The organism is Pseudomonas sp. NFACC56-3 (genome assembly GCF_900100025.1).
In the GTDB taxonomy this organism is placed as follows: Bacteria; Pseudomonadota; Gammaproteobacteria; order Pseudomonadales; family Pseudomonadaceae; genus Aquipseudomonas; species Aquipseudomonas fluorescens_AA.
Genome location: NZ_FMTK01000022.1, coordinates 1 through 26,430, shown reverse-complemented (window position 1 = coordinate 26,430; position 26,430 = coordinate 1). Strand labels below are relative to the sequence as shown.

Sequence of the window (26,430 nt, the reverse complement as noted above, 5' to 3'; positions counted from 1 at the left end):
TTGCAGCTTGGCGCTTAAAACGCACCGCTGCATTTATCCAATCCCGCCATCCTTGTAGGGCAATCCCTACCCCGACTCTTCCATCCGGCTGAGGCGATTCTCTCCTGCGCCCCGATTTGCGCGGACCCCAGGGTCCACTAGGCTTGATTCACAAGCAGTCATCAAAACAAAAGGTGCGGGTATGAGCCAGGTCGATTCAAGCGCGGGGGCCAGCGATGTGCTGGTCAGCTTTCGTGGTGTGCAGAAGAGCTACGACGGCGAGAACCTGATCGTCAAAGACCTCAACCTGGACATTCGCAAAGGCGAATTCCTGACCCTGCTCGGGCCTTCCGGCTCCGGCAAGACCACCAGCCTGATGATGCTCGCCGGGTTTGAAACCCCAACCGCCGGCGAGATCCTGCTGGCCGGGCGCTCGATCAACAATGTGCCGCCGCACAAGCGCGACATCGGCATGGTGTTCCAGAACTACGCCTTGTTCCCGCACATGACCGTCGCCGAGAACCTTGCGTTCCCGCTGACCGTGCGAGGCCTGAACAAGAGCGATGTGAGCGATCGGGTCAAGCGTGTCCTGAGCATGGTCCAGCTGGACAGCTTCGCACAACGCTACCCGGCGCAATTGTCCGGCGGCCAGCAACAGCGGGTGGCCCTGGCCCGGGCGCTGGTGTTCGAGCCGCAGTTGGTGCTGATGGACGAACCCCTGGGTGCGCTGGACAAGCAATTGCGCGAACACATGCAGATGGAAATCAAGCACCTGCACCAGCGCCTTGGCGTGACCGTGGTCTACGTGACCCACGACCAGGGCGAAGCCTTGACCATGTCCGACCGCGTAGCGGTGTTCCACCAGGGTGAGATCCAACAGATCGCCCCGCCGCGCACCCTGTACGAAGAGCCGAAAAATACTTTCGTCGCCAACTTCATCGGCGAAAACAACCGTCTCAACGGTCGCCTGCACAGCCACACCGGCGATCGTTGCCTGGTGGAGTTGGCGCGCGGCGAGAAAGTCGAGGCCCTGGCGGTGAACGTCGGTCAGCCCGGCGAGCCGGTGACCCTGTCGATCCGTCCGGAGCGGGTGAGCCTCAACGGTGTCAGCGAACAATGTGTCAACCGCTTCTCAGGGAGGGTGGCGGAATTCATCTATCTGGGCGACCACGTCCGGGTTCGCCTGGAAGTCTGTGGCAAGAACGACTTCTTCGTGAAGCAACCGATTGCCGAGCTCGATCCCGCGCTCGCTGTCGGCGACGTGGTTCCGCTTGGCTGGCAAGTCGAGCATGTGCGTGCGCTCGATCCCCTTCTAGAGGCGAATTGATCGCCCCCTGCTGTACCAACACCAACCCTGCACGTGGAGAGAACAATAAATGTTGAGATCCCTGAAGTTCACAGCCCTGACACTGGGCATGATGGGTGCGGCAAGCGCGATGGCGGCGGGCCCGGACCTGACCGTGGTGTCTTTCGGCGGGGCGAACAAGGCGGCTCAGGTCAAAGCCTTCTACGCACCGTGGGAAGCGGCCGGCAACGGCAAGATCGTGGCTGGCGAGTACAACGGCGAAATGGCCAAGGTCAAGGCCATGGTCGACACCAAGAGCGTTTCCTGGGACCTGGTGGAAGTCGAATCTCCGGAATTGTCCCGTGGTTGCGACGAAGACATGTTCGAGCAACTGGACCCGGCCCTGTTCGGCAAGACCGAAGACTACGTCAAGGGCGCCATCCAGCCTTGCGGCGTAGGTTTCTTCGTGTGGTCGACCGTGCTGGCCTACAACGCCGACAAACTCAAGACCGCGCCGACCAGTTGGGCAGACTTCTGGGACACCAAGCAATTCCCGGGCAAGCGCGGCCTGCGCAAAGGTGCCAAATACACCCTGGAATTCGCCTTGATGGCCGACGGCGTAGCGCCGAAAGACGTTTACAAAGTGCTGGCCGGCAAGGATGGCCAGGACCGTGCGTTCAAAAAGCTCGACGAGCTCAAGCCGAATATCCAGTGGTGGGAAGCCGGCGCCCAGCCGCCGCAATACCTGGCTTCCGGTGACGTGGTCATGAGCTCGGCCTACAACGGCCGGATCGCCGCGGTACAGAAAGAAAGCAACCTGAAAGTGGTGTGGAACGGCGGTATCTACGACTTCGACGCTTGGGCCATCCCGCGCGGCCTGGACAAGACCCGCGCCGAAGCGGCGAAGAAATTCATCGCCTTCTCGGTTGCACCGCAGCAACAGAAGACCTACTCGGAAAACATCGCCTACGGCCCGGCCAATACCCAGGCTGTGCCGTTGCTGGCCAAGGATGTCCTGAAAGACATGCCGACCACCCCGGAAAACATCGCCAACCAGGTGCAGATCGACGTCAGCTTCTGGGCTGACAACGGTGAGCAACTGGAGCAGCGCTTCAACTCCTGGGCGGCCAAATAACCCGACGGTCTGAAGCTGGATGAGATCCCTGTGGGAGCGAGCTTGCTCGCGATAGCGGTTTGTCAGACACATCAATGTTGAATGTGCCGTAGCCATCGCGAGCAAGCTCGCTCCCACAGGTGCTTGCTTCAATCGGATGTTTCAAAAGAACAGAGGCGGCCCCCTGCCCCTGTAACGATAAAAAGATTTGCGGAGTTCGCCATGGCCATCGCCGTTCCACTGAACGCGGGCACCAGCCCCACCCTCAAGCAACGGCTCAAGCGCGCCGAGCGGGTCAACCGCTGGAAGGCCCAGGCCTTGATTGCGCCGCTGGTGCTGTTTCTGTTGCTGGTGTTCCTGGTGCCGATCGTGGCGCTGCTGTTCAAAAGCGTCAACAACCCGGAAGTGGTGGGCGCCATGCCACGCACGGTCGCTGCCGTCGCGGCCTGGGACGGACGCGGTTTGCCGGGCGAGCCAGTGTACAAGGCCGCCAGTGAAGACCTGGCCGAAGCCCGCAAGAATCAGACCCTGGGCGACTTGTCCAAGCGCCTGAACATGGAACTGGCCGGCTATCGCAGCCTGCTGACCAAGACCGCTCGGGCGTTGCCGTTTGCCACCGAGCCGGCTTCCTATAAAGAAGCCATGGAAAACCTCGATGAGCGTTGGGGCGATCCGGCGTACTGGCAGGTGGTCCGCCGTAACACCAGTAACGTCACCCCGTACTACCTGCTGGCGGCCGTCGACCACCGCATCGATGACCTGGGGGAACTGGCCCCGGCGACTCCCGACCAGGCGATTTACCTGGATATTTTCACCCGTACGTTCTGGATGGGCCTGGTTATCACCGCGATCTGCCTGGTGCTGGCCTATCCGCTGGCCTACCTGCTGGCGAACCTGCCGTCGCGCCAAAGCAACCTGTTGATGATCCTGGTGTTGCTACCGTTCTGGACCTCGATCCTGGTGCGCGTCGCCGCGTGGATCGTGTTGCTGCAGTCGGGCGGCCTGATCAACAGTGGCCTGATGGCCATGGGCATCATCGATAAGCCCCTGGAGCTGGTGTTCAACCGCACCGGTGTCTACATCTCCATGGTCCATATCCTGCTGCCGTTCATGATCCTGCCGATCTACAGCGTGATGAAGGGCATCTCGCCCACCTACATGCGGGCGGCGATTTCCCTGGGCTGCCATCCGTTCGCCAGTTTCTGGCGGGTGTATTTCCCGCAGACCTATGCCGGTGTCGGCGCCGGTTGCCTGTTGGTGTTCATCCTCGCCATCGGCTACTACATCACGCCGGCGCTGCTGGGCAGCCCGAACGACCAGATGGTCAGCTATTTCGTCGCGTTCTACACCAACACCAGTATCAACTGGGGCATGGCCACGGCGCTCGGCGGGCTGCTGTTGCTGGCGACCGTCGTGCTTTACCTGATTTACAACCGGTTGGTGGGCGCCAGCCGCCTGCGCCTGAGCTAAGGGGAGATCGAAAATGCTGAGTCCTTACATGTCTCCCATCGAACGGGTGTGGTACTACACCTTGCGCACACTCTGCGGGCTGATCCTGTTGTTCCTGATCCTGCCGGTGCTGGTGATCATTCCGCTGTCGTTCAACTCCGGCAGTTTCCTGGTATACCCGCTGCAAGGTTTCTCGCTGCAGTGGTACCACGATTTCTTCGCCTCGGCCGAATGGATGCGGGCGCTGAAAAACAGCATCATCGTGGCCCCGGCGGCGACGTTGCTGGCGATGATTTTTGGTACGCTGGCGGCCATCGGCCTGACCCGGGGTGACTTCCCGGGCAAGGCGCTGGTGATGGCCCTGGTGATTTCGCCCATGGTGGTGCCGGTGGTGATCATCGGCGTGGCCAGCTACCTGTTCTTCGCACCGCTGGGGATGGGCAACAGTTTCCTCTCGCTGATCGTGGTCCACGCCGTGCTGGGTGTACCGTTCGTCATCATCACGGTGTCGGCGACCTTGCAGGGGTTCAATCACAACCTGGTCCGCGCCGCCGCCAGCCTCGGGGCTTCGCCCCTGACGGCGTTTCGTCGGGTGACCCTGCCGTTGATCGCCCCGGGCGTGATCTCCGGGGCCCTGTTCGCCTTCGCCACGTCGTTCGATGAAGTGGTGGTGACCCTGTTCCTGGCCGGTCCCGAGCAGGCAACGTTGCCCCGGCAGATGTTCAGCGGCATCCGCGAAAACCTCAGCCCCACCATCGCGGCGGCGGCGACGCTGCTGATTGCCTTCTCGGTGATCCTGCTGCTGACCCTGGAGTGGTTGCGTGGGCGTAGCGAGAAGTTGCGCACGGCCCAGGTCTGAAGGTCAGCGTCGTCCAAATGTGGGAGCGAGCTTGCTCGCGATAGCGCACTGACATTCAGCGTCAATGTTGAATGTTCCACCGCTTTCGCGAGCAATCTCGTTCCCACAGGGTTTCTCATTGCATTCATAAGCTGAATAGCAGACAACCCTCAATACCGAGCTATTCTTGTGCCAGCCCACACTCGAACAAGAGGCCGCGCACATGAGTCTTTCCTCATTCAAGATCGCCCATAAACTGATCACCGGTGCCGCTGCCATCGAGCAACTGGCCGCCGAGTTGACGCGCCTGGACGTCGACAACCCGCTGATCGTGACCGATGCGGCGTTGGTCCAGTCAGGCACCGTGGAGCTGGCCCTGCAACATCTGGGCGGACGCGACTACGAGATTTTCGACCGGGTTATGCCGGACCCGGAAATCGCCATCGTCGAGGATTGCATGCAAGCCTACCGCGACGGTGGTCATGATGGCCTGATCGGCCTGGGCGGTGGCAGTGCCATCGACATTGCCAAGTGCGTGGGCGTCTATGCCGGGTACCATGGCGAGTTGCAAGATATGTTCGGCGTCGATCAGGTGCCGCGCAAAGGCCCGCCCATGATTGCCATCCCCACCACCGCCGGTACCGGTTCGGAAGTCACCAACGTGGCGATCCTTTCCGACAAGGCCGCGCAGCTGAAAAAAGGCATCGTCAGCGATTTTCTGTTGCCGGACGTGGCGCTGGTCAGCCCACAGATGACCCTCACGTGCCCCCGTGGCGTAACGGCTTCCAGTGGTGTTGACGCGCTGGTCCATGCCATCGAGGCCTACCTGTCGCTCAATGCTTCGCCGATCACCGATGCCCTGGCTATCGGCGCGGTCAAGCTGATCAGCAAGGCCTTGCCCAAGGCCTACGCCAATCCCGCCCATCTGCAAGCCCGTGAGGACATGGCCACCGCCAGCCTGATGGCCGGCATGGCCTTCGGCAATGCCGGGGTTGGCGCGGTGCACGCGCTGGCCTATCCGTTAGGTGGGCGCTTTCACGTCTCTCACGGCGTCGCCAATGCATTGTTGCTGCCGTATGTCATGGCGTGGAACAAAATGGCGTGCGTCGAGCGCATGCGTGACATCGCCGAAGCCATGGGTATCAGGACTGGCCATCTGAGCGATATAGAGGCCGCCGACGAAGCCGTGGAAGCCATGGTCGCCTTGTGCGCCGCCGTGGAAATCCCCAGGGGCCTGAGTACCCTGGGCGTGACCGAGGACGTGATTCCGTCCATGGCCCTGGAGGCCGTGGGGATCGAGCGGCTGATGCGCAACAACCCACGCAAGCTGACCGCCAGCGACATCGAGAAGATCTACCGCGCGGCGTATTGATCGACGGTCACGGTGGGCGCGCCAAATCTTGAGGTATACAATGCGCGCCATCGTGATTTCGCTCAAAAAAGGTGCATCATGCAGCCCTTCGCTATTGCTCCGTCGATTCTCTCCGCCGACTTCGCCCGTCTGGGCGAGGAAGTGGACAACGTTCTGGCCGCCGGGGCCGACATCGTGCACTTCGATGTCATGGACAACCACTACGTACCCAACCTGACCATCGGCCCGATGGTCTGCGCGGCGCTGCGCAAGTACGGCATCACCGCGCCGATCGACGCGCACCTGATGGTCAGCCCGGTGGACCGCATCGTCGGTGACTTCATCGAAGCCGGTGCCACCTACATCACCTTCCACCCAGAAGCCACGCTGCACATCGACCGTTCCCTGCAGTTGATCCGCGAGGGCGGTTGCAAGGCCGGCCTGGTGTTCAATCCGGCGACGCCCCTGGACGTGCTCAAGTACGTGATGGACAAGGTCGACATGATCCTGCTGATGAGCGTCAACCCTGGCTTCGGCGGCCAGAAGTTCATCCCGGGCACCCTCGACAAGTTGCGCGAAGCCCGGGCGCTGATCGATGCCTCGGGACGTGACATCCGCCTGGAAATCGACGGTGGCGTGAACGTGAACAATATCCGTGAAATCGCCGCGGCCGGCGCCGACACGTTCGTCGCGGGCTCGGCGATCTTCAACGCCCCCGACTACAACGAGGTGATTGCAAAAATGCGCGCCGAACTGGCCCTGGCGCGCCCATGAGCGGCTTCGAGCAGCTGTTCCCCGGCACTTTGCCGCGCCTGGTGATGTTCGACCTCGATGGCACATTGATCGATTCGCTTCCAGATCTCGCGGCTGCCGTGGACCACATGCTGCTCGCGCTCGGACGTCCACCCGCTGGCCTTGACGCGGTGCGCCAGTGGGTTGGCAATGGCACTCCCACACTGGTGCGCCGAGCCCTGGCCAATCACATCGATGCCCAAGGTGTCGATGACGCCGAGGCCGAGCGGGCGTTGGCATTGTTCAACGAGGCCTACGAAGGCAGCCACGAATTGACCGTGGTCTATCCCGGCGTGCGTTCCACCCTCAAGTGGTTACAGAAGCAAGGCGTGGAAATGGCGCTGATTACCAATAAGCCGGAACGCTTTGTCGCGCCTTTGCTGGATCAGATGAAGATTGGTCGCTATTTTCGCTGGATCATCGGTGGCGATACCTTGCCGCAGCGAAAACCCGATCCGGCGGCGCTGTTTTTTGTCATGAAAATGGCGAATATCCCAGCTTCTCAATCGTTGTTTGTCGGTGACTCGGTCATCGATGTGCAAGCGGCAAAAGCAGCGGGCGTAAAATGCGTAGGGTTGAGCTATGGATACAACCCTGGACGGCCCATCGCCGAAGAGTGTCCTGCTCTAGTCATCGACGATTTGCGCCTGTTAATTCCCGGTTGCCTGGACCCGGCCGCTGAGATAACGTTGCCCGACGCTGTTCAATCCTCTTCTGGAAACGCCATCGTGGTGGTCACTCGCAAACTCTGGATGAAAGTCATGAAGGCCCTGGCCCGTTGGCGTTGGCGCGCCTGACGTGATCCTGGCCGGTTATCCGGCGCGTTTGCATACCTGACTGTCAGCTCCTCTTGCCACGAGGCACCCCATGATCCGTGAAGAATTCCTGCGTCTAGCCGCTGCCGGCTACAACCGCATCCCCCTTGCCTGCGAAACCCTGGCCGACTTCGACACGCCGCTGTCGATCTACCTCAAGCTGGCCGACCAGCCCAACTCCTACCTGCTCGAATCGGTACAGGGCGGGGAAAAGTGGGGCCGTTATTCCATCATCGGCCTGCCGTGCCGTACGGTGCTGCGGGTCCATGACCATCGCATCAGCGTGACCCACGACGGCGTCGAAATCGAAAGCCTCGACGTCGAAGACCCGCTGGCATTCGTCGAAACCTTCAAGGCCCGCTACAACGTGCCGACCATTCCCGGCCTGCCGCGCTTCAACGGTGGCCTGGTGGGGTATTTCGGCTACGACTGCGTGCGCTACGTGGAAAAACGCCTGGGCACCTGCCCGAACCCCGATCCCCTGGGCGTGCCGGATATCTTGCTGATGGTCTCCGACGCCGTCGTGGTCTTCGATAACCTCGCCGGCAAGATGCACGCCATCGTCCTGGCCGACCCGTCCCGGGAAGATGCCTACGAACAAGGTCAGAAAAGCCTGCAGGCGCTGTTGGAAAAACTCCGTCAGCCGATCACGCCGCGTCCGGGCCTGGATTTCAGCAAGCAGTCGGCGGCCGACCCGGTGTTCCGTTCCAGTTTCACCCAGGACGATTACGAACGAGCCGTCGACACCATCAAGGAATACATCCTGGCGGGCGACTGCATGCAGGTGGTGCCGTCGCAACGGATGTCCATCGACTTCAAAGCCGCGCCCATCGATCTCTACCGGGCGCTGCGCTGCTTCAACCCGACGCCCTACATGTACTTCTTCAACTTCGGCGACTTCCATGTCGTGGGCAGTTCACCGGAAGTGCTGGTGCGGGTCGAAGACAACCTGATCACCGTGCGCCCGATCGCCGGCACTCGCCCCCGTGGTGCCACGGAGGAGGCCGACCGGGCGCTGGAAGAAGACCTGCTGTCGGACGACAAGGAAATCGCCGAGCACCTGATGCTGATCGACCTGGGGCGCAACGATACCGGGCGGGTCTCGGAAATCGGTTCGGTGAAACTCACCGAGAAGATGGTCATCGAGCGCTATTCCAACGTGATGCACATCGTCTCCAACGTCACCGGCCAATTGAAGGCCGGGCTGACGGCCATGGATGCCTTGCGGGCAATCCTGCCGGCGGGCACCTTGTCCGGCGCGCCGAAAATCCGCGCAATGGAAATCATCGACGAACTGGAGCCGGTCAAGCGGGGGGTGTACGGCGGGGCCGTGGGTTATTTCGCCTGGAACGGCAACATGGACACCGCGATTGCCATCCGCACCGCGGTCATCAAGAACGGCGAACTGCACGTGCAGGCCGGCGGCGGCATCGTCGCCGACTCGGTGCCGGCATTGGAATGGGAAGAAACCCTGAACAAACGCCGGGCGATGTTCCGCGCCGTGGCGCTGGCCGAGCAGACCTCGAACGATTGAAGCCTCCAATAACTGTGGCGAGGAAGCACGCTCCCTCGCCACAGTCCCTTCAGCGACTCGATCAAAAATGTGGGAGCGAGCTTGCTCGCGATGAGGCCGTCACATTCAACCCATAGGTCGACTGATACTCCGCTATCGCGAGCAAGCTCGCTCCCACAGGCTCTCTTCGATCAGAAGTCCAGGCTGACGCCCAGGCTCACCCCCTGCTGGGTCAGGTCATCATCCTTGCGCAACGTATAACCGCCCCGCAGCGCCAGGTCGTTGGTCAACTTGTGGCTGACCCCCAGGCTCAGGCGGTTCAGGTGGCTCTGTGGTGTGTAGCCTTCCAGCGTGAAGTCGTTGGCGGGCAGGCTGTTGAGGGCGATGTTGACCTTTTGCGTGTCGTCTTCGTACTCGCGCTCATGGGCATATTCGCCAAACACCTGGGTCTGCCGGGTGATGTTGTATTTGCCCTGCAAGCCAATGCCCAGGCGTTTCGAGTCGCGGGTCTGGTCATCGAAGGTCAGGGCCGTGGAGCGGTTGCTCTTTTCCGAGTAGCCATCGACTTCCACCTTCGCATAGTCAGCGCTGATAAACGGCGAGAGGTGCCATTCGCTGCCCGGCTGGGCAATGTCGTAGCCCACCCGCGTGCTGAATGCCCAGAGATGGCCGTCGGTGTCGCCCTTCTCTTGCGCTTCGTTGACGCCCAGGTCGAACTTGCGCTCCAGGCTGTCGTAGTCGAGCTTGCCGCCAGTCAGTGCCGCATCGGCCCACCAGCGGTTTTGCTGGAACTGGGCGAAGGCGGTGGCCAGGTAGCTGTTGAGCTTGTACTTCGAGTCGTTGTGGCCTGCTTCCATGTCCTGGCGGTAGAGACCGGCGGCGACACCTACGCGCCAAGCCTCGTTGAGGCGATAGCTGCCGCCGACGTTGAGGCTGTAGCCGCTGCCGTCGGCGCTGGCGCCACTGCCCTGGCTGTCCATGTCCAAATGTTGGCCGCCACCCGCCACGATGGCTCGCCACTGGCCGACCGCCTGCCAGTCCTCCCAGTCCGATTGCCACTGGCTGCGCAACTCATCCTGATGGGCACGCAGGGTCGAGTGGGCCATTTCCGGCAGCAACGTCAGTTCCCAGGGCGCCGCGAGCAGCGAATAGGCGTAGTCGGCGATCAGCTTTTGCCCGGTTTCGGTTGGATGGACCGCGTCGTTGTAGATCAGCTTGCTGGGATCTGGCGTAGCACTGTTGATGCCATAGGTGGCGTTTTCCGTGCAGCCGTTGCCGCTGAAGCAGGTGGCGGTCAGGTTCTCCCCGGTGGCGAGGCCGAATCTCGCCGGGTCGGCGAAGCTTTCCTTGAGCAAGAGCGGGATGTTCAAGGGAATGATTTCGGCGTCGATGCCTTGCAGGCGCGAGATCAACTGTTGGTTGAACTGATTGCCCAGTTGCGAAAAGGTGTCCTGCAAGGGGCCGCCGTTGAGGGCCGGCGTCAGGCCCAGGTCGGGCAACAGCCAGACCATCACATAGCGGGCACCGGCCGTCTGCAGCACCTGGACGCTGTCGGCCAGGCGGTCCGCGGCGGCGTTCGCTTGCGCGGTGTTCAGTACCCGGCCTTGAAGGAAGTCGTTACCGCCACCGGAAAGGTAATACAGCGCATTCGGATCGGCCCGCAGGCCATTGGATTGCAGATAGCCGGGACGGCTGCGTTCGCCGGTGTCGGATACACCGGTAATCGATTCGAGGATCTGGTCGGTACGATAACCGCCCACCGCCCAGTTATTGCCGTCTGCCAGCCCTTGGTCGGCGCGGACCGCCGAGGTGGAGGCGGCGGTCTCGTCGGCGGAATAACCCAGGCGCCCACCGAGCAGTTGGGTGGAGTTGGCCGAATAGGCTTCACCGCTGCCGTCCGTATAGATCGGACCGGTTCGGTTGGTATAGCGCTCGGTCGAGCCGGGCGGGCCATTCGGGTCGGCGAACTGGCCTGCATCATTGAGGCTGTCGCCGAACACAATGAATTTGGAGTACGGGTTGGGAGCGGCGCTCGCGTGGGCGCAAGCCATCGCCAGCAGGCAACCGGCAATCGGTACGAACAACGTCTTTTTGATCATGGGAAAGTCCGTTTTTATCTTTTTGTTGTTAGAAAACGAAACGACAGTACCAAAAACTTCCGGCGTTTTGCCATCTATCCGGAACGTCGCGATTGTTTCAAAGCCCTTCGGGAACGGTCATATTGCGTGCTCCGCCCAGCTAAGCTACTGTGCCGGAACGTATGAACGAGACTTCCCCTGTGTCGATTGCCAGCAAACTTCTGGATCAAATGATCAAGGCACACGCCCGTTGGCGTTGGCGCGCCTGAACATTCTCCGCCGGCCTTGCCGGACCTGTACCGATTTGCCTTCTTTACCCGCTTGTAGAGCCGCTTCGCTGGGGCGTCAATCGCTTCGCCAAGCGCAGCAGTGTGCGGGTCACTCTCTGAAGGCTGTATTTAAAGTCAGTGAATTCAATAGGTTGCTTACGCCATGTTGCTGATGATCGATAACTACGACTCTTTTACCTACAACGTTGTGCAATACCTTGGCGAGCTGGGCTCCGAGGTCAAGGTCGTGCGCAACGACGAACTGACCATCGCCGAAATCGAAGCCCTCAAGCCTGAGCGCATCGTGGTTTCTCCCGGCCCTTGCACGCCGACCGAGGCGGGCATTTCCATCGATGCCATCAAGTATTTCGCCGGCAAGCTGCCGATCCTGGGCGTCTGCCTGGGGCATCAGTCGATCGGCCAAGCGTTCGGTGGCGATGTCGTGCGCGCCCGACAAGTCATGCACGGTAAGACTAGCCCGGTATTCCACGAGGACAAGGGTGTATTCGAGGGACTGAATCGTCCGCTCACCGTAACCCGCTACCACTCCTTGATCGTCAAGCGCGAAACGCTGCCTGACTGCCTGGAGTTAACGGCCTGGACCCAGCTTGAAGACGGCTCGGTCGATGAAATCATGGGGCTGCGCCACAAGACACTGAATATAGAAGGGGTGCAATTTCATCCCGAGTCTATTCTCACCGAGCAGGGCCACGAGTTGTTCGCCAACTTCCTCAAACAAACCGGCGGCACGCGCTAAGGACTTTTCATGGATATCAAGACAGCCCTGAGCCGTATCGTCGGCCATCTCGACCTGAGCACCGACGAGATGCGCGACGTGATGCGCGAAATCATGACCGGCCAATGCACGGATGCGCAGATCGGCGCGTTCATGATGGCCATGCGCATGAAGAGCGAGAGCATCGATGAAATCGTCGGCGCCGTGTCGGTGATGCGTGAACTGGCGGACAAGGTCGAACTCAAGACGCTGGACGGCGTGGTCGACGTGGTCGGCACCGGTGGTGATGGCGCCAATATCTTCAACGTTTCCACCGCCTCGTCGTTTGTGGTCGCGGCGGCCGGTTGCACCGTTGCCAAGCACGGTAACCGCGCGGTCTCAGGCAAGAGCGGCAGTGCCGATTTGCTGGAGGCCGCCGGCATCTACCTGAACCTGACGCCGATTCAAGTGGCACGCTGCATCGACAATGTCGGCATTGGTTTCATGTTTGCCCAGACCCATCACCGTGCCATGAAACACGCCGCCGCGCCGCGCCGTGACCTGGGCCTGCGTACGCTGTTCAACATGCTCGGCCCGCTTACGAATCCGGCCGGCGTGAAGCATCAAGTGGTTGGGGTGTTCAGCCAGGCGTTGTGCCGGCCATTGGCCGAAGTCCTGCAACGCCTTGGCAGCAAGCACGTGCTGGTGGTTCATTCGAAGGATGGCCTGGATGAATTCAGCCTGGCGGCCCCCACATTCGTGGCCGAACTAAAAAATGATCAGATCAGCGAGTATTGGGTCGAACCTGAAGACCTCGGCATGAAAAGCCAGAGCTTGCATGGCCTGGCGGTCGATGGCCCGGCCCAGTCGCTGGAGCTGATCCGCGATGCCCTGGGGCGCCGCAAGACCGAGAATGGACAGAAAGCCGCCGAGATGATCGTGCTCAATGCCGGTGCTGCGCTGTATGCCGCCGACCACGCCAGCAACCTCAAGCAAGGCGTGGAACTGGCCCATGACGCACTGCACACTGGCCTGGCCAGGGAAAAACTCGAAGAGTTGGGTGCATTTACCGCCGTATTCAAAGTGGAGAACGAAGGATGAGCGTGCCAACGGTTCTGGAAAAAATTCTGGCTCGCAAGGCCCAGGAAGTGGCTGAGCGCAGTGCTCGCGTCAGTCTGGCCGAGCTGGAAAACCTGGCGCGTTCAGCGGATGCGCCGCGCGGTTTTGCCAAGGCGCTGGTGGATCAGGCCAAGAAAAAACAGCCGGCGGTGATTGCCGAAATCAAGAAGGCTTCTCCCAGCAAGGGCGTGATTCGTGAGCACTTCGTCCCGGCCGACATCGCACGAAGCTACGAGAAAGGCGGTGCGACTTGCCTCTCGGTGCTGACCGACGTCGACTTTTTCCAAGGGGCCGATGACTACCTGAAGCAGGCGCGGGCGGCGTGCAAGTTGCCGGTGATCCGCAAGGACTTCATGATCGACCCGTACCAGATCGTCGAGGCGCGTGCGCTGGGCGCCGATTGCGTGCTGTTGATCGTCTCTGCCCTGGATGACGTGAAAATGGCCGAGCTGGCGGCCGTGGCCAAGAGCGTCGGGCTGGATGTCCTGGTGGAAGTCCATGACGGCGACGAGTTGGAGCGAGCCCTGAAAACCCTCGATACCAAACTGGTCGGCGTGAACAACCGCAACCTGCACACGTTTGAAGTCAGCCTGGAAACCACCCTGGACCTGTTGCCACGCATCCCGCGTGATCGTTTGGTCATCACTGAAAGCGGCATCCTCAACCGGGCCGATGTCGAGTTGATGGAAGTCAGCGATGTGTACTCGTTCCTGGTGGGCGAGGCGTTCATGCGAGCCGAGAACCCGGGTACTGAATTGCAGCGACTGTTCTTTCCTGAACGAGGCCTGCCGGTGAGCGGCTCGACGCTGGACTGAGCCATGTCGCCTGTGATTGCCCTCGGCGTCGAAGCTGGCCTGCAAGCCGAACAGGACCTGTTGGCCAGCATCTGCGCGGGCGACGCCGAGTTCGGCCTGCTGTTCTGGCAGCCCAATGACCGCGCGCTGGTCATGCCGCGTCGCTTGAGTCGGCTGCCGGGGTTCGAACACGCCAGTGAAGTATCGGCCGCCCAAGGTTGGCCAGTCCTGTTGCGTGAAACCGGTGGTGAGCCAGTGCCGCAATCGGCCGCTACCGTCAATATCGCCTTGGTCTACGCGCCACCGCGCAGCGAAGGCGACCACGGCCGCATCGAAACCGGGTATCGCCGGTTGTGCGACCCCATCTGCCAGTTGTTGGATGAATTGGGCGGGGTGGCTTCGCTGGGAGAAGTGGAAGGGGCCTTTTGCGACGGGCGCTTCAACGTCAACCTCGACGGTCGGAAAATGGTCGGCACCGCTCAGCGCTGGCGCCAGAGCAAGGGCGGTCAACGTCCGGTGGGGCTGGTGCATGGCGCGCTTTTGCTGGAGAACGAGCGCGAAGCCATGGTCGCGGCAGTCAATCGCTTCAATGAGGCCTGTGGCCTGGAGCAGCGAGTGCGTGCCGAGAGTCACATTGCCTTGCGTGAAAAATTCCCGGCACCTCACGCACTGGAGCGACTCGAGGTGCTGTACCGGGAACTGCAGACCCAGCTGCTGGGTGCTTAACGCGTTCCGAACACCACCATGGTCTTGCCTTTGACGTTGACCAGGTTGCGCTCTTCCAGGTCCTTGAGTACGCGACCGACCATTTCACGCGAGCAACCGACAATCCGGCCAATCTCCTGGCGGGTCACCTTGATCTGCATGCCGTCCGGGTGGGTCATGGCATCGGGCTGCTTGCACAGTTCCAACAGGCAACGTGCGACACGTCCGGTGACGTCGAAAAATGCGAGATCGCCGACCTTGCGGGTGGTATTGCGCAGGCGCTGTGCGATTTGTCCGCTGAGGACGTAAAGAATGTCTGGGTCTTGCAGGGACAGTTCTCGAAATTTGGTGTAGCTGATTTCCGCAACTTCACATTCGATCTTGGTCCGCACCCAGGCACTGCGTTCCTGTTCCTTGCCCGCCTGTTCGAACAACCCCAGCTCACCGAAAAAATCTCCGGAATTGAGGTAGGCGATGATCATTTCCCGACCGTCATCATCTTCTATCAGGATAGTGACCGAGCCCTTGATGATGAAAAACAGCGTCTCGGAACGATCTCCCGCACAAATGATGTTGTGTTTGGCTGGGTAGCGGCGGCGCTGACAATGCATCAAGAGCTTGTCGAGATTCTTGATCTTGAACGTGGGAGTAATGGCAACCATGGTTGTATCCCGAAAGACTGCGCGGTGTGGTGGTTTGTTTTTTGTATGAAGGCGAATAGCTATCGCTAAAAGATGGCCATACGCCAGTGAGTTGGCGCCAGCTTAACAGAGGCGTCCTTAATAGATTTGAGAATTTACCTACAGGCTGACAGGACGGTGCTCCTAAGACGAAGAGCGGTCATGGCGAAGCGCTGTGCTAAGCTGGCGACCCTTTTTTAACAGTGGAGTCTTGGCGATGAAGGCACGCATCCAATGGGCTGGCGAAGCCATGTTCCTCGGTGAGTCAGGCAGTGGTCATGTGGTCGTCATGGACGGCCCGCCAGAGGCCGGTGGTCGGAACCTGGGTGTTCGGCCGATGGAAATGCTCCTGCTGGGCGTCGGCGGTTGCAGCAATTTCGACGTGGTCAGCATTCTTAAAAAGTCCCGCCAGGCCGTCGAAAGCTGCGAAGCGTTCCTGGAAGCGGAGCGTGCCACCGAAGATCCAAAGGTATTTACCAAGATCCACATGCACTTCGTGGTGAAGGGGCGAGCCTTGAAGGAAGCCCAGGTCAAGCGGGCCATCGAGCTGTCCGCCGAGAAATACTGCTCGGCTTCGATCATGCTCGGTGCCGCTGGAGTCGAAATCACCCACGATTATGAAATCATCGAATTGGGTTGAGTCGATCTCGATGGCGAAGCCCGCAACTCGCCGCATTGAAATCCTGAGCTGAAGAAAAAGGCGACTCCCGCTGGAAGTCGCCTTTTTCATTGGCGTTGCAATGGGGATGGGTTATCCAGTCCCCCATTTCCGTCAAATCCGATAGGTGCTCTTGGTCATGACCTTGGCCAGCAGGCTCATGCCGAACTTCACCGGGGCCGGAAAACGGAAACCGCCGGCGTCAAGCGCACTTTCGGCATGGTGTTCTTCATCCACGCGCATCTGCTCGAGGATCGCCCGGGACTTTTCATCCTCGGCCGGCAGTTGCTCCAGATGTTCGTTCAAGTGCTTGCACACCTGATGCTCGGTCGCGGCAACGAAGCCGAGGCTGACTTTATCGCTGATCAGGCCGGCGACGGCGCCGATTCCGAACGACATCCCGTAGAACAGCGGGTTCAGGACGCTGGTGTGGCTGCCCAGTTGGCGAATGCGTTGCTCGCACCAGACCAGATGGTCGATTTCTTCCTCGGCGGCGTGTTCCATTGCCTCACGCACCTGGGGCAGCTTCGCTGTCAGCGCTTGGCCCTGATACAGCGCCTGAGCACAGACTTCGCCGGTGTGGTTGATACGCATCAGTCCGGCGACGTGGCGGGTTTGCTCGTCACTCAGTTGCGCGTCCGGCTGCACGATAGCCGGTGATGGGCGGTACGGCTGGCCACTGAAGGGCAGCAGGGTGCGCATCGCGGTATCGGCTTGCAGCAACAGACGGTCAATCGGCGAGTAGTGACGTTGGGTAGTCATGCTTACCTCCGGGAAAAATCACAGCGGCCAGTTTAACCCAATCGGCCGCCGAAGATTTGCACTGGGTCAGGGGTATCAGCCCGGCGGCCAGTGCATCTGGCGCTGACCCAGCACATGCATATGAATGTGATAGACCGTCTGCCCACCCAGTTCATTGCAATTCATCACCACGCGAAAACCTTCTTCACAGCCCAACTCCAGCGCCAGGCGCTGGGCAGTGAACAGAATGTGCCCGGCCAGGCCCTTGTCTTCTTCGGTGAGCTCATTGAGCGTACGGATCGGTTTTTTCGGAATGACCAAAAAATGCACGGGTGCCTGCGGGGCGATGTCGTGGAAGGCCAGTACCTGGTCATCCTCGTAGATGATCTTTGCCGGGATTTCCCGGTTGATGATCTTGGTAAACAGGGTATCCACAGCTGTTTTCTCCGTTGGGTTCGTCAAGGTCCGATGTCATGAAGGCTCCGGTTGAGGCGCCTGGTTGTTCAACGTGAAGGGATCAGCGCGGGCAATAAGCCTTGTTGATCATGCCGGCGATGCTCCGCACCAACCATCGCGATCCCAGTCGCGGCAATGCGGCCAGCCAGCGATTGCGGCGTCCAGGAATGATGATGGCGCGGTTCTTGTCCAGTGCGCGGACGGCGTACAGGGCAACTTCCTCCGGGCTCATCAGCCACTTGCTGTCGATGAGTTTCTGTTCGTCCATTTGCGCCCTGGCGAAAAAGCCGGTCCGGGTCGGTCCCGGGCAAAGCACCGAGACCTTGATCGCGCATTTCTTCAGTTCAACTCGCAGGGCTTCGGAGAAATGCAGTACATAGGCCTTGCTGGCGTAGTAAGTACTCATCCAGGGGCCGGGTTGGAATGCGGCGATCGAGGCAACGTTGAGGATCTGGCCGCCGCCGAGCAGCGCCATGCTATTACCGATGGCGTGACAAAGCCGTGTCAGGGCGAGAATGTTGACTTCGATCAGGTCCTGCTCGGTCATCCAGTCCTGGCCCAGGAACGGTCCGCTGGTGCCGATGCCAGCACAATTGACCAGCAGATCGATCTGCCGCTCGCCTTCCTCCAGTTCCAGCAGAAAGCCTGAAAGCCTCAGCGGTTCGCCCAGGTCACAGGCCCGGAACAATACTTCCACGCCAAACCGCTGAGTCAGTTCGATTGCAATACTTTCCAGCCGATCACGCTGTCGAGCCACCAGTATCAGGTTGCGGCCGCGCCGGGCCAGCGCTTCGGCCATGGCCAGGCCGATACCGCTGGAAGCGCCAGTGATCAGTGCGTAACGGGTCATGCAGTTCTCCATCGCAATAGCCCGCCGCCAGTTGACTGGGCTGTCACCGGCATGAAGCGCGCTTATTGTTCCTCTTCTTCTTCATAGTCTACAGAAGGCGCAGCGGGCTCGGCTGCCTCGACGGCGGGCTCTTCAGAGGTTTCGTTGCTGGACTCGCTGCTTTCATAGCTGCTCAGGCTGCTGTCGTAGTCCTGCTGAAGGGCCCCGAAGATGCCGGCAAAGGTGGCCATGAAAATCAAGACGATCATCACCAGCCAGAGCGAGGCCAGCAATTTGACCGCTGTGGTATTGCGCGGCGGCGGGGGGCCATACTGGTTTGCGCCGGTATTGCCCGGAGCGATGATGAGGATGAAGGGGAAGATGCTGCCCACGAACGGAACCAGGTTGATCAGCCACAACCACCCCGACCAGCCGAGATCATGCAGGCGCTGGACGTTGAACTGGATACTCACGAAGGCAAAGGCTAGCACGACGACTGCGGCGAGCAGGCCGCCGACGATGAGTCCCGCGACCGAGTCGGATGCCAGCAGCCAGGCCGTGGCCAACCAGAAGCCTATGCCGACCAAGGGCAGTAGGGCCAGGGTCAATACCATGGTCCAGGCCAGGTAGCGTAGACGGCCGATACGCCCGTCGAAGCTGAAGGGCTTGAGTGTGCCGTACTCGGCAAGCGCTTCACCGACTTGGGCGCGGGGAGGCGCGTATGGCGAGACGGGCTCGACGATCGAATCGGGATGGCGTCCGCTCGGTTGCTGTGCCTCCTGTACCTCGTCAAGGTTCAGTTGGACGACGGGTTCGGCTTCGATCCTGGCATCGATTCCGCTCTTGTTGAGCGCTTCCAGGTACTGCTGCGCCTCGCTCTGGGACAGGTTGCTTTTGAGGGCTACCTTGCGACCGGTGAACAGTCGTTCAATGGCGCTGACATCGCTTTTGAACAGCTCGGCGAGGTTGAGTTTGGCGGTGGTGGTATCGACGCCCGGCATCAGGCCGCCGTCGAATACGATGTTGAAACGGGTTTCGCTCATGCCCGGCATCCTTGTCTCTAATAAGTTGATGAGTTGTTGTGTTCAGGCTGATTCAGCGGGGCCATTGCCCGCCAAGCTGCGCCGCCCGGGCTTGTGCCTGACGGTATTCTTCATCCAGGCGTGCCACCAACTGATCGACGCTGGGCAAATCATCGATTTCACCCACGCCCTGGCCAGCGGACCATACGGTTTTCCAGGCCTTGGCTTCATCGTTCAGCGGTTTGAGTTTCGAGCCAAAATCCACCGCGCCTTTGTTCTGCAGGGCGGCCAGATCGAAACCGGCGTTCTCCAGGCTCTGGCGCATGAAACTGGCCGGCACCCCGGATACAGCGGGAGTATGCACGATGTCTGCGGCTCTGGATGTGAGCAACATCTCTTTATAAGCGTCAGGTGCGTGGCTTTCGCTCGTACCGATAAAGCGCGTACCGAAGTAGGCCAGATCCGCACCGAGCAATTGTGCGGCCAAGATCTGATGGCCGTGGTTCAGGCACCCTGCCAGCAGCAGGGTCTTATCGAAAAACTGCCGGATCTCGGCAATCAGTGAAAACGGGCTCCAGGTCCCGGCGTGCCCACCTGCACCAGCGGCTACGGCGATCAAGCCATCGACACCGGCTTCGGCGGCTTTCTCGGCATGCCGTCGGGTCGTCACGTCATGGAACACCAGGCCGCCGTAGCCGTGAACCGCGTCCACCAGCTCTTTCACCGCACCCAGGCTGGTGATGACGATCGGCACCTTGTGTTCGATGCAGATGGCCAGGTCGGCCTGAAGTCGCGGATTGCTGTGATGAACAATCAGGTTTACCGCGTAGGGCGCCGGGTTTTCCAGGGTTGCCAAGCCGGCTTCGATTTCTTCCAGCCAGGCCTTGAAGCCGCTGCTTTCGCGCTGGTTCAACGCCGGAAAGCTGCCGACAATGCCATTGCGGCAGCAGGCCAGCACCAGTTGTGGATTGGAAATCAGGAACATTGGCGCCGCCACGACGGGCAGTCGCAAGCGTTGTTCAAGCAGAGCGGGCAACGACATTGGAAGTACCCCGGAAATGGATGCTGATTGGAGGTTAGAACGGTCGAACGACGACCAGAATTACGATAGCCAGCAATATCAGAACCGGCACTTCATTGAACCAGCGATAAAAGACATGGCTGCGGGTGTTTTCGCCACGGGCGAAGCGCTTTACCTGGGCGCCGCACATATGGTGGTAACCGATCAGCAGCACGACCAGGGCCAACTTGGCGTGCATCCAGCCTCCCTGGGTGAAGTAGGCGCCGGCATTGAGGCTGAGCAACCCGATGCCGAATACCAAGGTGGCAATCATCGCCGGGCCCATGATGCCGCGGTACAGCTTGCGCTCCATGACGCTGAAGCGCTCTTTGCTGACACTGTCTTCGCTTTGGGCGTGATAGACAAACAGGCGGGGCAGGTAGAACAGGCCGGCGAACCAGCAGACCATGCTGACAATGTGAAGTGCTTTGAGCCACAGATAGAGCATTTTTAGTTATTCCTCGATTCACGGTAGCCCGATAGTAGAGGTTGGAGCGGTCACACGTCACCTTGACGGTTGTCGCCACGCCCCGCGGCCCCTATCATCGACGGCTTTCCAGTGGGTTCGTTGAGGGCAGGTTTATGGTCAAGGTCGGTATCGTCGGCGGCACGGGTTACACCGGTGTCGAACTGCTGCGTCTTCTGGCACAGCATCCGCAGGCTGAGGTGGTGGTCATCACTTCCCGATCCGAGGCCGGCCTGGCCGTCGCCGACATGTATCCGAACCTGCGAGGCCATTACGACGGCCTGGCGTTCAGCGTTCCGGACGTCAAGACCCTTGGTGCCTGCGATGTGGTGTTCTTCGCCACGCCCCACGGTGTCGCCCACGCCCTGGCCGGTGAACTGCTGGCCGCTGGAACCAAGGTGATCGACCTGTCGGCGGACTTCCGTCTGCAGGACGCCGATGAGTGGGCCAAATGGTACGGCCAGCCCCACGGCGCGCCGGAGTTGCTCGAGGAGGCGGTCTACGGCTTGCCGGAGGTCAATCGCGAGAAAATCAAGCAGGCTCGACTGATCGCCGTACCGGGTTGCTATCCGACCGCTACACAGTTGGGCTTCTTGCCGTTGCTTGAGGCCGGTCTTGCCGATACTTCGCGTCTGATTGCCGACTGCAAATCCGGGGTCAGCGGCGCCGGGCGTGGCGCCAGTGTCGGGTCGCTGTATTCCGAAACGTCGGAAAGCATGAAGGCGTACGCGGTCAAGGGGCATCGCCACCTGCCGGAAATTCGCCAGGGGTTGCGCCGGGCAGCGGGCAAGGACGTCGGCCTGACCTTCGTGCCGCACTTGACGCCGATGATTCGTGGCATCCATTCCACCCTTTATGCGACCGTCGTCGATCGTTCGGTGGACCTGCAGGCCTTGTTTGAAAAGCGTTATGCCAACGAACCGTTCGTCGACGTAATGCCAGCTGGCAGCCATCCGGAGACCCGCAGCGTGCGCGGTGCGAACGTTTGCCGGATCGCCGTGCATCGCCCGCAGGACGGTGACCTGGTGGTGGTATTGTCGGTCATCGATAACCTGGTCAAGGGCGCGTCGGGCCAGGCGGTGCAGAACCTGAACATTCTGTTCAGCCTGGATGAGCGCCTGGGGCTGTCCCATGCGGGGATGTTGCCTTGAAAGCAGTTGGCCGCAGCTCCGCAAATAGTTGACCGATTTTGTAGGAGAAGCGGATAATGCCCGCCATCACGCATTATGGCGGCGTAAGCGCCGGGAGATATTCAGCATGAGCGTCGAAACCTTCACCCCCACGGCTTTGCAATTCACCCACGGTGCCGCGCACAAGGTGAAGAGCCTGGTCGATGAAGAGGGCAATGATCGTTTGAAGCTGCGCGTATTTGTTACGGGTGGCGGTTGTTCCGGTTTCCAGTACGGCTTCACTTTCGATGAGGAAGTGGCCGAAGACGACACCATCGTCGAGCGCGAAGGGGTCAGCCTGGTGGTCGATCCGATGAGCTTCCAGTACCTGGCAGGTGCTGAGGTGGATTATCAGGAAGGTCTGGAAGGGTCGCGCTTCGTGATCAAGAACCCTAACGCCACCACGACCTGTGGGTGCGGTTCTTCGTTCTCGATCTGAGACAGCTCCAATAAAAACGCCGCAGTGCCTCACGGCCCTGCGGCGTTTTTTTGTCCGTGATCTTGATCTCAGGCCGGGTAGATGGCGCCGAGTACGCGCAAGCCACGGGCGCCAGTGACACTCGGACGATTGCCCGGAATGCCTTCAAGGCAGCAATGGGCGAGCCAGGCGAAAGCCATGGCTTCGACCCAGTCCGGGTCCACGCCATACACCGCCGTACTGCTGACCCGGGTATCCGGCAGCAACTCGGCCAGGCGCTTCATGAGCGCCTGGTTGTGCGCGCCGCCGCCGCAAATCAGCAACTCCTGGGTATTCGTTTGGGCATGCTGCAGTGATTCGACGATGGTCAGAGCGGTCAGTTCGAGCAACGTTGCCTGTACGTCTTGCGGGGCGAAGGTTGGCAACTGCGACAAATGCTGGCTCAGCCAAGGCAGGTTGAATACCTCGCGGCCAGTACTTTTCGGCCCCTTGGTGACGAAGAAAGGATCTCTGAGCAGTGCCTTGAGCAGGGCTGGCTCGACTTTCCCGCTGGCAGCCCATTGGCCGTCACGGTCGAAATGGTCGCCTCGTTGCTGATGTATCCAGGCATCGAGCAATACGTTGCCTGGACCACAGTCGAAACCGGCTACAGGTTTTGCGGGCTCTATCAGACTGAGATTGCTGAAGCCGCCGATATTCAACACGGCACGATTACCAGCGCGTTCTTCGAAGAGTGCTTCGTGAAACGCCGGTACCAGTGGGGCGCCTTGTCCGCCCGCAGCGACATCACGGCTGCGGAAATCGCTGACGACGGCGATGCCGGTCAATTCGCTCAACAGGGCCGGATTGCCGATTTGCACGGTAAACCCACGGGCTGGTTCATGGCGGATGGTCTGGCCGTGGCTGCCAATCGCCCTGATGTCTTGAGGCCTGAGTTTCTGTTCGTCGAGTAGGGTATGGATACCCTGGGCGGCCAGCTTTACCCAGCTTTGCTGGGCAATGGCGGAGCGAGCGATTTCATCGGGCCCGCTGCTGCACAGTCCGAGTAATTCGGCGCGCAGGGCGGCGGGCATGGGGATGTAGTGCGTGGCAATCAATTTGATCGCCGGAGCCAGTTCGATCAGTGCGATATCCAAGCCATCCAGGCTGGTCCCGGACATCACACCGATATAGAGCGCCATGGCTTAGCGCTTGCTCGAGGCCAGCAGGGTGGCTTTCTCTTGATCCATGCGAGCCATCAAGGGTTGGCTTTGTGCCAGGAAGCGCGCGCGCTCACTCTTGGCGATCGGATCGGCCATCGGCAACTTCTGGCCAAGCGGATCGACATGGACGCCGTTGACCTGGAACTCATAGTGCAAGTGCGGTCCGGTGGACAGCCCGGTGGTACCGATGTATCCGATCACCTGGCCTTGCTTGACGGTGCCGCCAGTCTTCACGCCTTTGGCGAAGCCCTGCATGTGGCCGTACAGCGTGCGATAGGTATTGCCGTGCTGGATGATCACGGTATTGCCGTAACCGCCGCGACGTCCGGCCAGTAATACCTTGCCGTCGCCGGCCGCCTTGATAGGCGTACCACGGGGGGCGGCGTAGTCGACACCTTTATGGGCGCGGATCTTGTTCAGGATCGGATGCTTGCGGCCGGCGGAGAACTTCGAGCTGATGCGGGCGAAATCAACCGGTGTGCGGATGAATGCCTTGCGCATGCTGTTGCCGTCGGCGGTGTAGTAGCTGCTGTTGCCTTGCTTGTTGGTGTAGCGCACCGCGGTGTATGTCTTGCCGCGGTTGGTGAAACGCGCGGAAAGGATCGGGCCGTTGCCGACGCTCTTGCCATTGACCACTTTCTGCTCATAGATGACGTCGAATTCGTCACCTTGGCGAATGTCCTGGGCGAAGTCGATGTCGTAGCCGAAGACGCTGGCCATGTCCATGGTCAGGCTATGGGAAAGGCCTGCGCGGGCAGCGGACTGGGACAATGAACTGTTGATGACGCCATGGACGTAGGCCGAGCGAACGGTAGGCTTGGCGGTGATGCGGTTGAATACGTAACCCTTGTCATTTTTGGTCAGGGTGATGCTTTCCAGGTCGCTGAGCTTGGTGTGCAGATTGTTCAGCTGTCCGTCTGGATTGAGTTCGAATTCGAGTTTCTGGCCGCGTTGCAGTTGAGTGAATTGCTTGGCTTGCTTGTCGCTGGCCAGGATTTCATGGACCGATGTGGAGGGCAGGCCAACCTTTTCGAAGAGGGTGGAAAGCGTATCGCCCTTGGCAACAATCACTTCGCGATGTTCCGGTCCTTTCTTTTCTTCCACGACAGGCGCTTCTACCGGAGCGGCGGCCTGGGCAGTGTCTTCCGGGCTGTTTTCAATCTGCGCAAAAGGAGAGGCGGCCGGTTCGTTTGTGGCTTGAACGGCTTCGGCGGCGTCTTGTTCTTGTGTCAGTTGTTCAGCAGGGCTTTCCAGTTCAAGACTCAGAGTCGTCTTTTTGGCTTCAACATCGCTGGAGGGGAACACCAGGAGCGCCAGGCTTAGAAGGGCTGCGATGCCGCTGGCGGCAAGCAGGTGGGTCTTTGGGTAAAGCGGCGGCGCTTTAGACGGTTCTGTGGTCATAAGTAATTTTGACTTTTGAAAAGATGAATTGGAAAAGATGAATGACATGATGAAGATGAAATAACTGTATAAAATATAACCAAAACCCCTGCGAAGCAAGCCCGCGAATGCTCTGTTCTGTGGATCGGCGTCCGTGCGCCGGGCAAACCTTGTATTTGGTGCGCGATCTTGTATGGTTGGGGCCCTTTGAATCTGAGCCTTACGGGTCTGTTATGAAGTCGGTTGAAGAGCAGCTAGCGCTGATCAAACGTGGTGCGGAAGAACTGTTGGTCGAGTCCGAGCTGATCGAAAAGCTCAAGCGCGGGCAGCCGCTGCGCATCAAGGCTGGTTTCGATCCGACGGCGCCCGATCTGCACCTGGGACATACCGTGCTTATTAATAAGCTGCGCCAGTTCCAGGATCTGGGGCACCAGGTCATCTTCCTTATCGGGGACTTCACCGGCATGATCGGTGATCCAAGCGGGAAGAGTGCTACGCGCCCGCCATTGACTCGCGAGCAGGTTCTCGATAACGCCGAGACCTACAAGACTCAGGTTTTCAAGATTCTTGATCCGGCCAAGACCGAAGTGGCATTCAACTCCACTTGGATGGATCAGATGGGGCCGGCGGATTTCATTCGCCTGACGTCCCAATACACCGTGGCTCGCATGCTCGAGCGCGATGATTTCGACAAGCGCTACACAACCAATCAGCCAATCGCCATCCATGAGTTTCTCTACCCGCTTGTTCAGGGTTATGACTCGGTCGCGTTGCGCGCGGACGTTGAGCTGGGCGGTACCGACCAGAAGTTCAACCTGTTGATGGGGCGTGAGTTGCAGCGTGGTTATGGTCAAGAGGCGCAGTGCATCCTGACCATGCCATTGCTGGAAGGCTTGGATGGCGTGAAGAAGATGTCCAAGTCGTTGGGCAACTACGTGGGGATCCAGGAAGCACCAGGCGTCATGTACAGCAAGCTGGTCTCCATTCCTGATGTGCTGATGTGGCGTTACTTCGAGCTGCTGAGCTTCCGGTCCATGGATGAGATCAATGCGTTCCGTGCCGATGTAGAGGCCGGGGCCAATCCGCGGGACATCAAGATCAAGCTGGCTGAAGAGATCGTTGCGCGTTTCCATGGTGAGGAGGCTGCGGCCAATGCTCATCGTGCGGCGGGTAATCGTATGAAGGATGGCGAGCTGCCGGATGATCTGCCAGAGATCGAGTTGACTGCTATCGAGAATATGCCAATTGCAGCGGTCCTTAATAAGGCTGGCCTGGTCAAGAATGCGGCGGTGGCGCGAGATCTCCTGGGTTCAGGTGGTGTGCGTATAGATGGTGAGGTTGTGGATCGCACCTATATATATGAGCTGGGTTCTACTCATGTGTGTCAGGCCGGCAAGAAGGCTTTCGCACGTATTACGCTGAAATCTGAATAAAGCGAAATTAAGGGTTGACGGCAGATTCTGGACGTCTATAATTCGCCCCACTTCCGGCGCAGTAGAAACGGAAAACTCCTTGAGATTCAACGAGTTAAGT

General features: G+C 60.0%; 26 protein-coding genes. 16 read left to right on the top strand and 10 right to left on the bottom strand.

What is annotated here, in order from left to right:
• Positions 1-181: 181 nt before the first annotated feature.
• The 8 genes from BLO80_RS23655 to trpE all read left to right on the top strand — a co-directional run bounded on the left by BLO80_RS23655 (position 182) and on the right by trpE (position 9,157).
• Positions 182-1,306, top strand: a complete 1,125-nt coding sequence (locus BLO80_RS23655) for an ABC transporter ATP-binding protein (protein WP_072342484.1) — start codon at positions 182-184, stop codon at positions 1,304-1,306.
• Positions 1,307-1,355: 49 nt separating this feature from the next.
• Positions 1,356-2,399 carry an ABC transporter substrate-binding protein gene (locus BLO80_RS23650; protein WP_042730717.1) on the top strand — a complete coding sequence of 348 codons (1,044 nt, stop codon included), beginning with the start codon at positions 1,356-1,358 and terminating at the stop codon, positions 2,397-2,399.
• 201 nt (positions 2,400-2,600) lie between these two features.
• Positions 2,601-3,848 carry an ABC transporter permease gene (locus BLO80_RS23645; protein WP_092331220.1) on the top strand — a complete coding sequence of 416 codons (1,248 nt, stop codon included), beginning with the start codon at positions 2,601-2,603 and terminating at the stop codon, positions 3,846-3,848.
• Between the two features lie 13 nt (positions 3,849-3,861).
• The gene (locus BLO80_RS23640) at positions 3,862-4,686 is read left to right on the top strand and encodes an ABC transporter permease (protein ID WP_072405758.1); all 825 of its coding nucleotides are present in this window, start codon (positions 3,862-3,864) and stop codon (positions 4,684-4,686) included.
• A 202-nt stretch (positions 4,687-4,888) separates the two neighbouring features.
• On the top strand, positions 4,889-6,037 hold the full coding sequence (locus BLO80_RS23635; protein ID WP_092331218.1) for an iron-containing alcohol dehydrogenase: 1,149 nt from the start codon (positions 4,889-4,891) through the stop codon (positions 6,035-6,037).
• Between the two features lie 78 nt (positions 6,038-6,115).
• Positions 6,116-6,790, top strand: a complete 675-nt coding sequence (gene rpe / locus BLO80_RS23630; RefSeq protein ID WP_092169726.1) for a ribulose-phosphate 3-epimerase — start codon at positions 6,116-6,118, stop codon at positions 6,788-6,790.
• On the top strand, positions 6,787-7,605 hold the full coding sequence (locus tag BLO80_RS23625) for a phosphoglycolate phosphatase (RefSeq protein ID WP_092331214.1): 819 nt from the start codon (positions 6,787-6,789) through the stop codon (positions 7,603-7,605). The genes rpe and BLO80_RS23625 overlap by 4 nt, the downstream gene beginning before the upstream one ends.
• Before the next feature lie 70 nt (positions 7,606-7,675).
• Complete coding sequence (gene trpE, locus BLO80_RS23620) at positions 7,676-9,157, top strand: anthranilate synthase component I (protein ID WP_060740373.1); 1,482 nt, start codon at positions 7,676-7,678, stop codon at positions 9,155-9,157.
• A gap of 170 nt (positions 9,158-9,327) precedes the next feature.
• Here the strand turns inward: trpE and estP are convergent, their stop codons facing one another.
• Positions 9,328-11,235: an esterase EstP gene (gene estP / locus BLO80_RS23615; RefSeq protein ID WP_092331211.1), complete on the bottom strand. Its 1,908-nt coding sequence runs from the start codon at positions 11,233-11,235 to the stop codon at positions 9,328-9,330.
• 411 nt (positions 11,236-11,646) lie between these two features.
• On the opposite strand from estP, the gene BLO80_RS23610 reads away from it, so the two are divergent.
• From BLO80_RS23610 to BLO80_RS23595, 4 genes are read left to right on the top strand one after another with little or no spacing between them, the layout of a single operon-like run.
• Positions 11,647-12,240: an aminodeoxychorismate/anthranilate synthase component II gene (locus BLO80_RS23610; protein WP_060740375.1), complete on the top strand. Its 594-nt coding sequence runs from the start codon at positions 11,647-11,649 to the stop codon at positions 12,238-12,240.
• A gap of 9 nt (positions 12,241-12,249) precedes the next feature.
• Positions 12,250-13,299, top strand: coding sequence for an anthranilate phosphoribosyltransferase (gene trpD / locus BLO80_RS23605; protein WP_092331209.1), 1,050 nt, complete (start codon positions 12,250-12,252; stop codon positions 13,297-13,299).
• The gene (gene trpC, locus BLO80_RS23600) at positions 13,296-14,132 is read left to right on the top strand and encodes an indole-3-glycerol phosphate synthase TrpC (RefSeq protein WP_092331206.1); all 837 of its coding nucleotides are present in this window, start codon (positions 13,296-13,298) and stop codon (positions 14,130-14,132) included. The genes trpD and trpC overlap by 4 nt, the downstream gene beginning before the upstream one ends.
• Before the next feature lie 3 nt (positions 14,133-14,135).
• Complete coding sequence (locus BLO80_RS23595; protein ID WP_092331203.1) at positions 14,136-14,837, top strand: lipoate--protein ligase family protein; 702 nt, start codon at positions 14,136-14,138, stop codon at positions 14,835-14,837.
• Here BLO80_RS23595 and crp read toward each other — a convergent pair.
• Complete coding sequence (crp, locus tag BLO80_RS23590) at positions 14,834-15,478, bottom strand: cAMP-activated global transcriptional regulator CRP (RefSeq protein ID WP_092331201.1); 645 nt, start codon at positions 15,476-15,478, stop codon at positions 14,834-14,836. The genes BLO80_RS23595 and crp overlap by 4 nt on opposite strands.
• A 235-nt stretch (positions 15,479-15,713) precedes the next feature.
• Between crp and BLO80_RS23585 the strand changes: the two genes are divergently transcribed.
• Positions 15,714-16,136, top strand: a complete 423-nt coding sequence (locus BLO80_RS23585) for an OsmC family protein (protein WP_003206127.1) — start codon at positions 15,714-15,716, stop codon at positions 16,134-16,136.
• 132 nt (positions 16,137-16,268) lie between these two features.
• Here BLO80_RS23585 and coq7 read toward each other — a convergent pair whose 3' ends face one another.
• From coq7 to hemJ, 6 genes are all read right to left on the bottom strand, one after another.
• A complete protein-coding gene (gene coq7 / locus BLO80_RS23580) occupies positions 16,269-16,916 on the bottom strand; it encodes a 2-polyprenyl-3-methyl-6-methoxy-1,4-benzoquinone monooxygenase (RefSeq protein ID WP_060740380.1) in 648 nt (215 codons plus the stop codon).
• Positions 16,917-16,991: 75 nt separating this feature from the next.
• Positions 16,992-17,330, bottom strand: coding sequence for a histidine triad nucleotide-binding protein (locus BLO80_RS23575; protein WP_092331198.1), 339 nt, complete (start codon positions 17,328-17,330; stop codon positions 16,992-16,994).
• 82 nt (positions 17,331-17,412) lie between these two features.
• A complete protein-coding gene (locus tag BLO80_RS23570; RefSeq protein ID WP_092169758.1) occupies positions 17,413-18,201 on the bottom strand; it encodes an SDR family NAD(P)-dependent oxidoreductase in 789 nt (262 codons plus the stop codon).
• A gap of 62 nt (positions 18,202-18,263) precedes the next feature.
• Positions 18,264-19,223: a DUF805 domain-containing protein gene (locus BLO80_RS23565; RefSeq protein ID WP_092331196.1), complete on the bottom strand. Its 960-nt coding sequence runs from the start codon at positions 19,221-19,223 to the stop codon at positions 18,264-18,266.
• A 52-nt stretch (positions 19,224-19,275) separates the two neighbouring features.
• Complete coding sequence (locus BLO80_RS23560; RefSeq protein ID WP_092205519.1) at positions 19,276-20,244, bottom strand: NAD(P)H-dependent flavin oxidoreductase; 969 nt, start codon at positions 20,242-20,244, stop codon at positions 19,276-19,278.
• 34 nt (positions 20,245-20,278) lie between these two features.
• On the bottom strand, positions 20,279-20,710 hold the full coding sequence (hemJ, locus tag BLO80_RS23555) for a protoporphyrinogen oxidase HemJ (RefSeq protein ID WP_092331193.1): 432 nt from the start codon (positions 20,708-20,710) through the stop codon (positions 20,279-20,281).
• Between the two features lie 134 nt (positions 20,711-20,844).
• Between hemJ and argC the strand changes: the two genes are divergently transcribed.
• A complete protein-coding gene (gene argC / locus BLO80_RS23550; RefSeq protein WP_092331191.1) occupies positions 20,845-21,879 on the top strand; it encodes an N-acetyl-gamma-glutamyl-phosphate reductase in 1,035 nt (344 codons plus the stop codon).
• A gap of 106 nt (positions 21,880-21,985) precedes the next feature.
• A complete protein-coding gene (gene erpA / locus BLO80_RS23545) occupies positions 21,986-22,336 on the top strand; it encodes an iron-sulfur cluster insertion protein ErpA (protein ID WP_003177727.1) in 351 nt (116 codons plus the stop codon).
• 68 nt (positions 22,337-22,404) lie between these two features.
• Here the strand turns inward: erpA and BLO80_RS23540 are convergent, their stop codons facing one another.
• Together BLO80_RS23540 and BLO80_RS23535 are read right to left on the bottom strand one after the other, a co-directional pair.
• Positions 22,405-23,496 (bottom strand): anhydro-N-acetylmuramic acid kinase, encoded by a 1,092-nt coding sequence (locus BLO80_RS23540; RefSeq protein WP_092331188.1) that lies wholly within the window; start codon positions 23,494-23,496, stop codon positions 22,405-22,407.
• A 3-nt stretch (positions 23,497-23,499) separates the two neighbouring features.
• On the bottom strand, positions 23,500-24,918 hold the full coding sequence (locus BLO80_RS23535) for a peptidoglycan DD-metalloendopeptidase family protein (RefSeq protein WP_092331185.1): 1,419 nt from the start codon (positions 24,916-24,918) through the stop codon (positions 23,500-23,502).
• A gap of 212 nt (positions 24,919-25,130) precedes the next feature.
• Here BLO80_RS23535 and tyrS point away from each other — a divergent pair, with 212 nt between their 5' ends.
• Positions 25,131-26,330, top strand: a complete 1,200-nt coding sequence (gene tyrS, locus BLO80_RS23530) for a tyrosine--tRNA ligase (RefSeq protein ID WP_092331183.1) — start codon at positions 25,131-25,133, stop codon at positions 26,328-26,330.
• Positions 26,331-26,430 lie beyond the last annotated feature (100 nt).

Excerpts from the sequence above, each read along its gene's own strand:
- BLO80_RS23655 (WP_072342484.1), top strand. The coding sequence starts at position 182 with ATGAGCCAGGTCGATTCAAGCGCGGGGGCCAGCGATGTGCTGGTCAGC.
- BLO80_RS23650 (WP_042730717.1), top strand. The coding sequence starts at position 1,356 with ATGTTGAGATCCCTGAAGTTCACAGCCCTGACACTGGGCATGATGGGT.
- BLO80_RS23645 (WP_092331220.1), top strand. The coding sequence starts at position 2,601 with ATGGCCATCGCCGTTCCACTGAACGCGGGCACCAGCCCCACCCTCAAG.
- BLO80_RS23640 (WP_072405758.1), top strand. The coding sequence starts at position 3,862 with ATGCTGAGTCCTTACATGTCTCCCATCGAACGGGTGTGGTACTACACC.
- BLO80_RS23635 (WP_092331218.1), top strand. The coding sequence starts at position 4,889 with ATGAGTCTTTCCTCATTCAAGATCGCCCATAAACTGATCACCGGTGCC.
- rpe (WP_092169726.1), top strand. The coding sequence starts at position 6,116 with ATGCAGCCCTTCGCTATTGCTCCGTCGATTCTCTCCGCCGACTTCGCC.
- BLO80_RS23625 (WP_092331214.1), top strand. The coding sequence starts at position 6,787 with ATGAGCGGCTTCGAGCAGCTGTTCCCCGGCACTTTGCCGCGCCTGGTG.
- trpE (WP_060740373.1), top strand. The coding sequence starts at position 7,676 with ATGATCCGTGAAGAATTCCTGCGTCTAGCCGCTGCCGGCTACAACCGC.
- estP (WP_092331211.1), bottom strand. The coding sequence starts at position 11,235 with ATGATCAAAAAGACGTTGTTCGTACCGATTGCCGGTTGCCTGCTGGCG.
- BLO80_RS23610 (WP_060740375.1), top strand. The coding sequence starts at position 11,647 with ATGTTGCTGATGATCGATAACTACGACTCTTTTACCTACAACGTTGTG.
- trpD (WP_092331209.1), top strand. The coding sequence starts at position 12,250 with ATGGATATCAAGACAGCCCTGAGCCGTATCGTCGGCCATCTCGACCTG.
- trpC (WP_092331206.1), top strand. The coding sequence starts at position 13,296 with ATGAGCGTGCCAACGGTTCTGGAAAAAATTCTGGCTCGCAAGGCCCAG.
- BLO80_RS23595 (WP_092331203.1), top strand. The coding sequence starts at position 14,136 with ATGTCGCCTGTGATTGCCCTCGGCGTCGAAGCTGGCCTGCAAGCCGAA.
- crp (WP_092331201.1), bottom strand. The coding sequence starts at position 15,478 with ATGGTTGCCATTACTCCCACGTTCAAGATCAAGAATCTCGACAAGCTC.
- BLO80_RS23585 (WP_003206127.1), top strand. The coding sequence starts at position 15,714 with ATGAAGGCACGCATCCAATGGGCTGGCGAAGCCATGTTCCTCGGTGAG.
- coq7 (WP_060740380.1), bottom strand. The coding sequence starts at position 16,916 with ATGACTACCCAACGTCACTACTCGCCGATTGACCGTCTGTTGCTGCAA.
- BLO80_RS23570 (WP_092169758.1), bottom strand. The coding sequence starts at position 18,201 with ATGACCCGTTACGCACTGATCACTGGCGCTTCCAGCGGTATCGGCCTG.
- BLO80_RS23565 (WP_092331196.1), bottom strand. The coding sequence starts at position 19,223 with ATGAGCGAAACCCGTTTCAACATCGTATTCGACGGCGGCCTGATGCCG.
- BLO80_RS23560 (WP_092205519.1), bottom strand. The coding sequence starts at position 20,244 with ATGTCGTTGCCCGCTCTGCTTGAACAACGCTTGCGACTGCCCGTCGTG.
- hemJ (WP_092331193.1), bottom strand. The coding sequence starts at position 20,710 with ATGCTCTATCTGTGGCTCAAAGCACTTCACATTGTCAGCATGGTCTGC.
- argC (WP_092331191.1), top strand. The coding sequence starts at position 20,845 with ATGGTCAAGGTCGGTATCGTCGGCGGCACGGGTTACACCGGTGTCGAA.
- erpA (WP_003177727.1), top strand. The coding sequence starts at position 21,986 with ATGAGCGTCGAAACCTTCACCCCCACGGCTTTGCAATTCACCCACGGT.
- BLO80_RS23540 (WP_092331188.1), bottom strand. The coding sequence starts at position 23,496 with ATGGCGCTCTATATCGGTGTGATGTCCGGGACCAGCCTGGATGGCTTG.
- BLO80_RS23535 (WP_092331185.1), bottom strand. The coding sequence starts at position 24,918 with ATGACCACAGAACCGTCTAAAGCGCCGCCGCTTTACCCAAAGACCCAC.
- tyrS (WP_092331183.1), top strand. The coding sequence starts at position 25,131 with ATGAAGTCGGTTGAAGAGCAGCTAGCGCTGATCAAACGTGGTGCGGAA.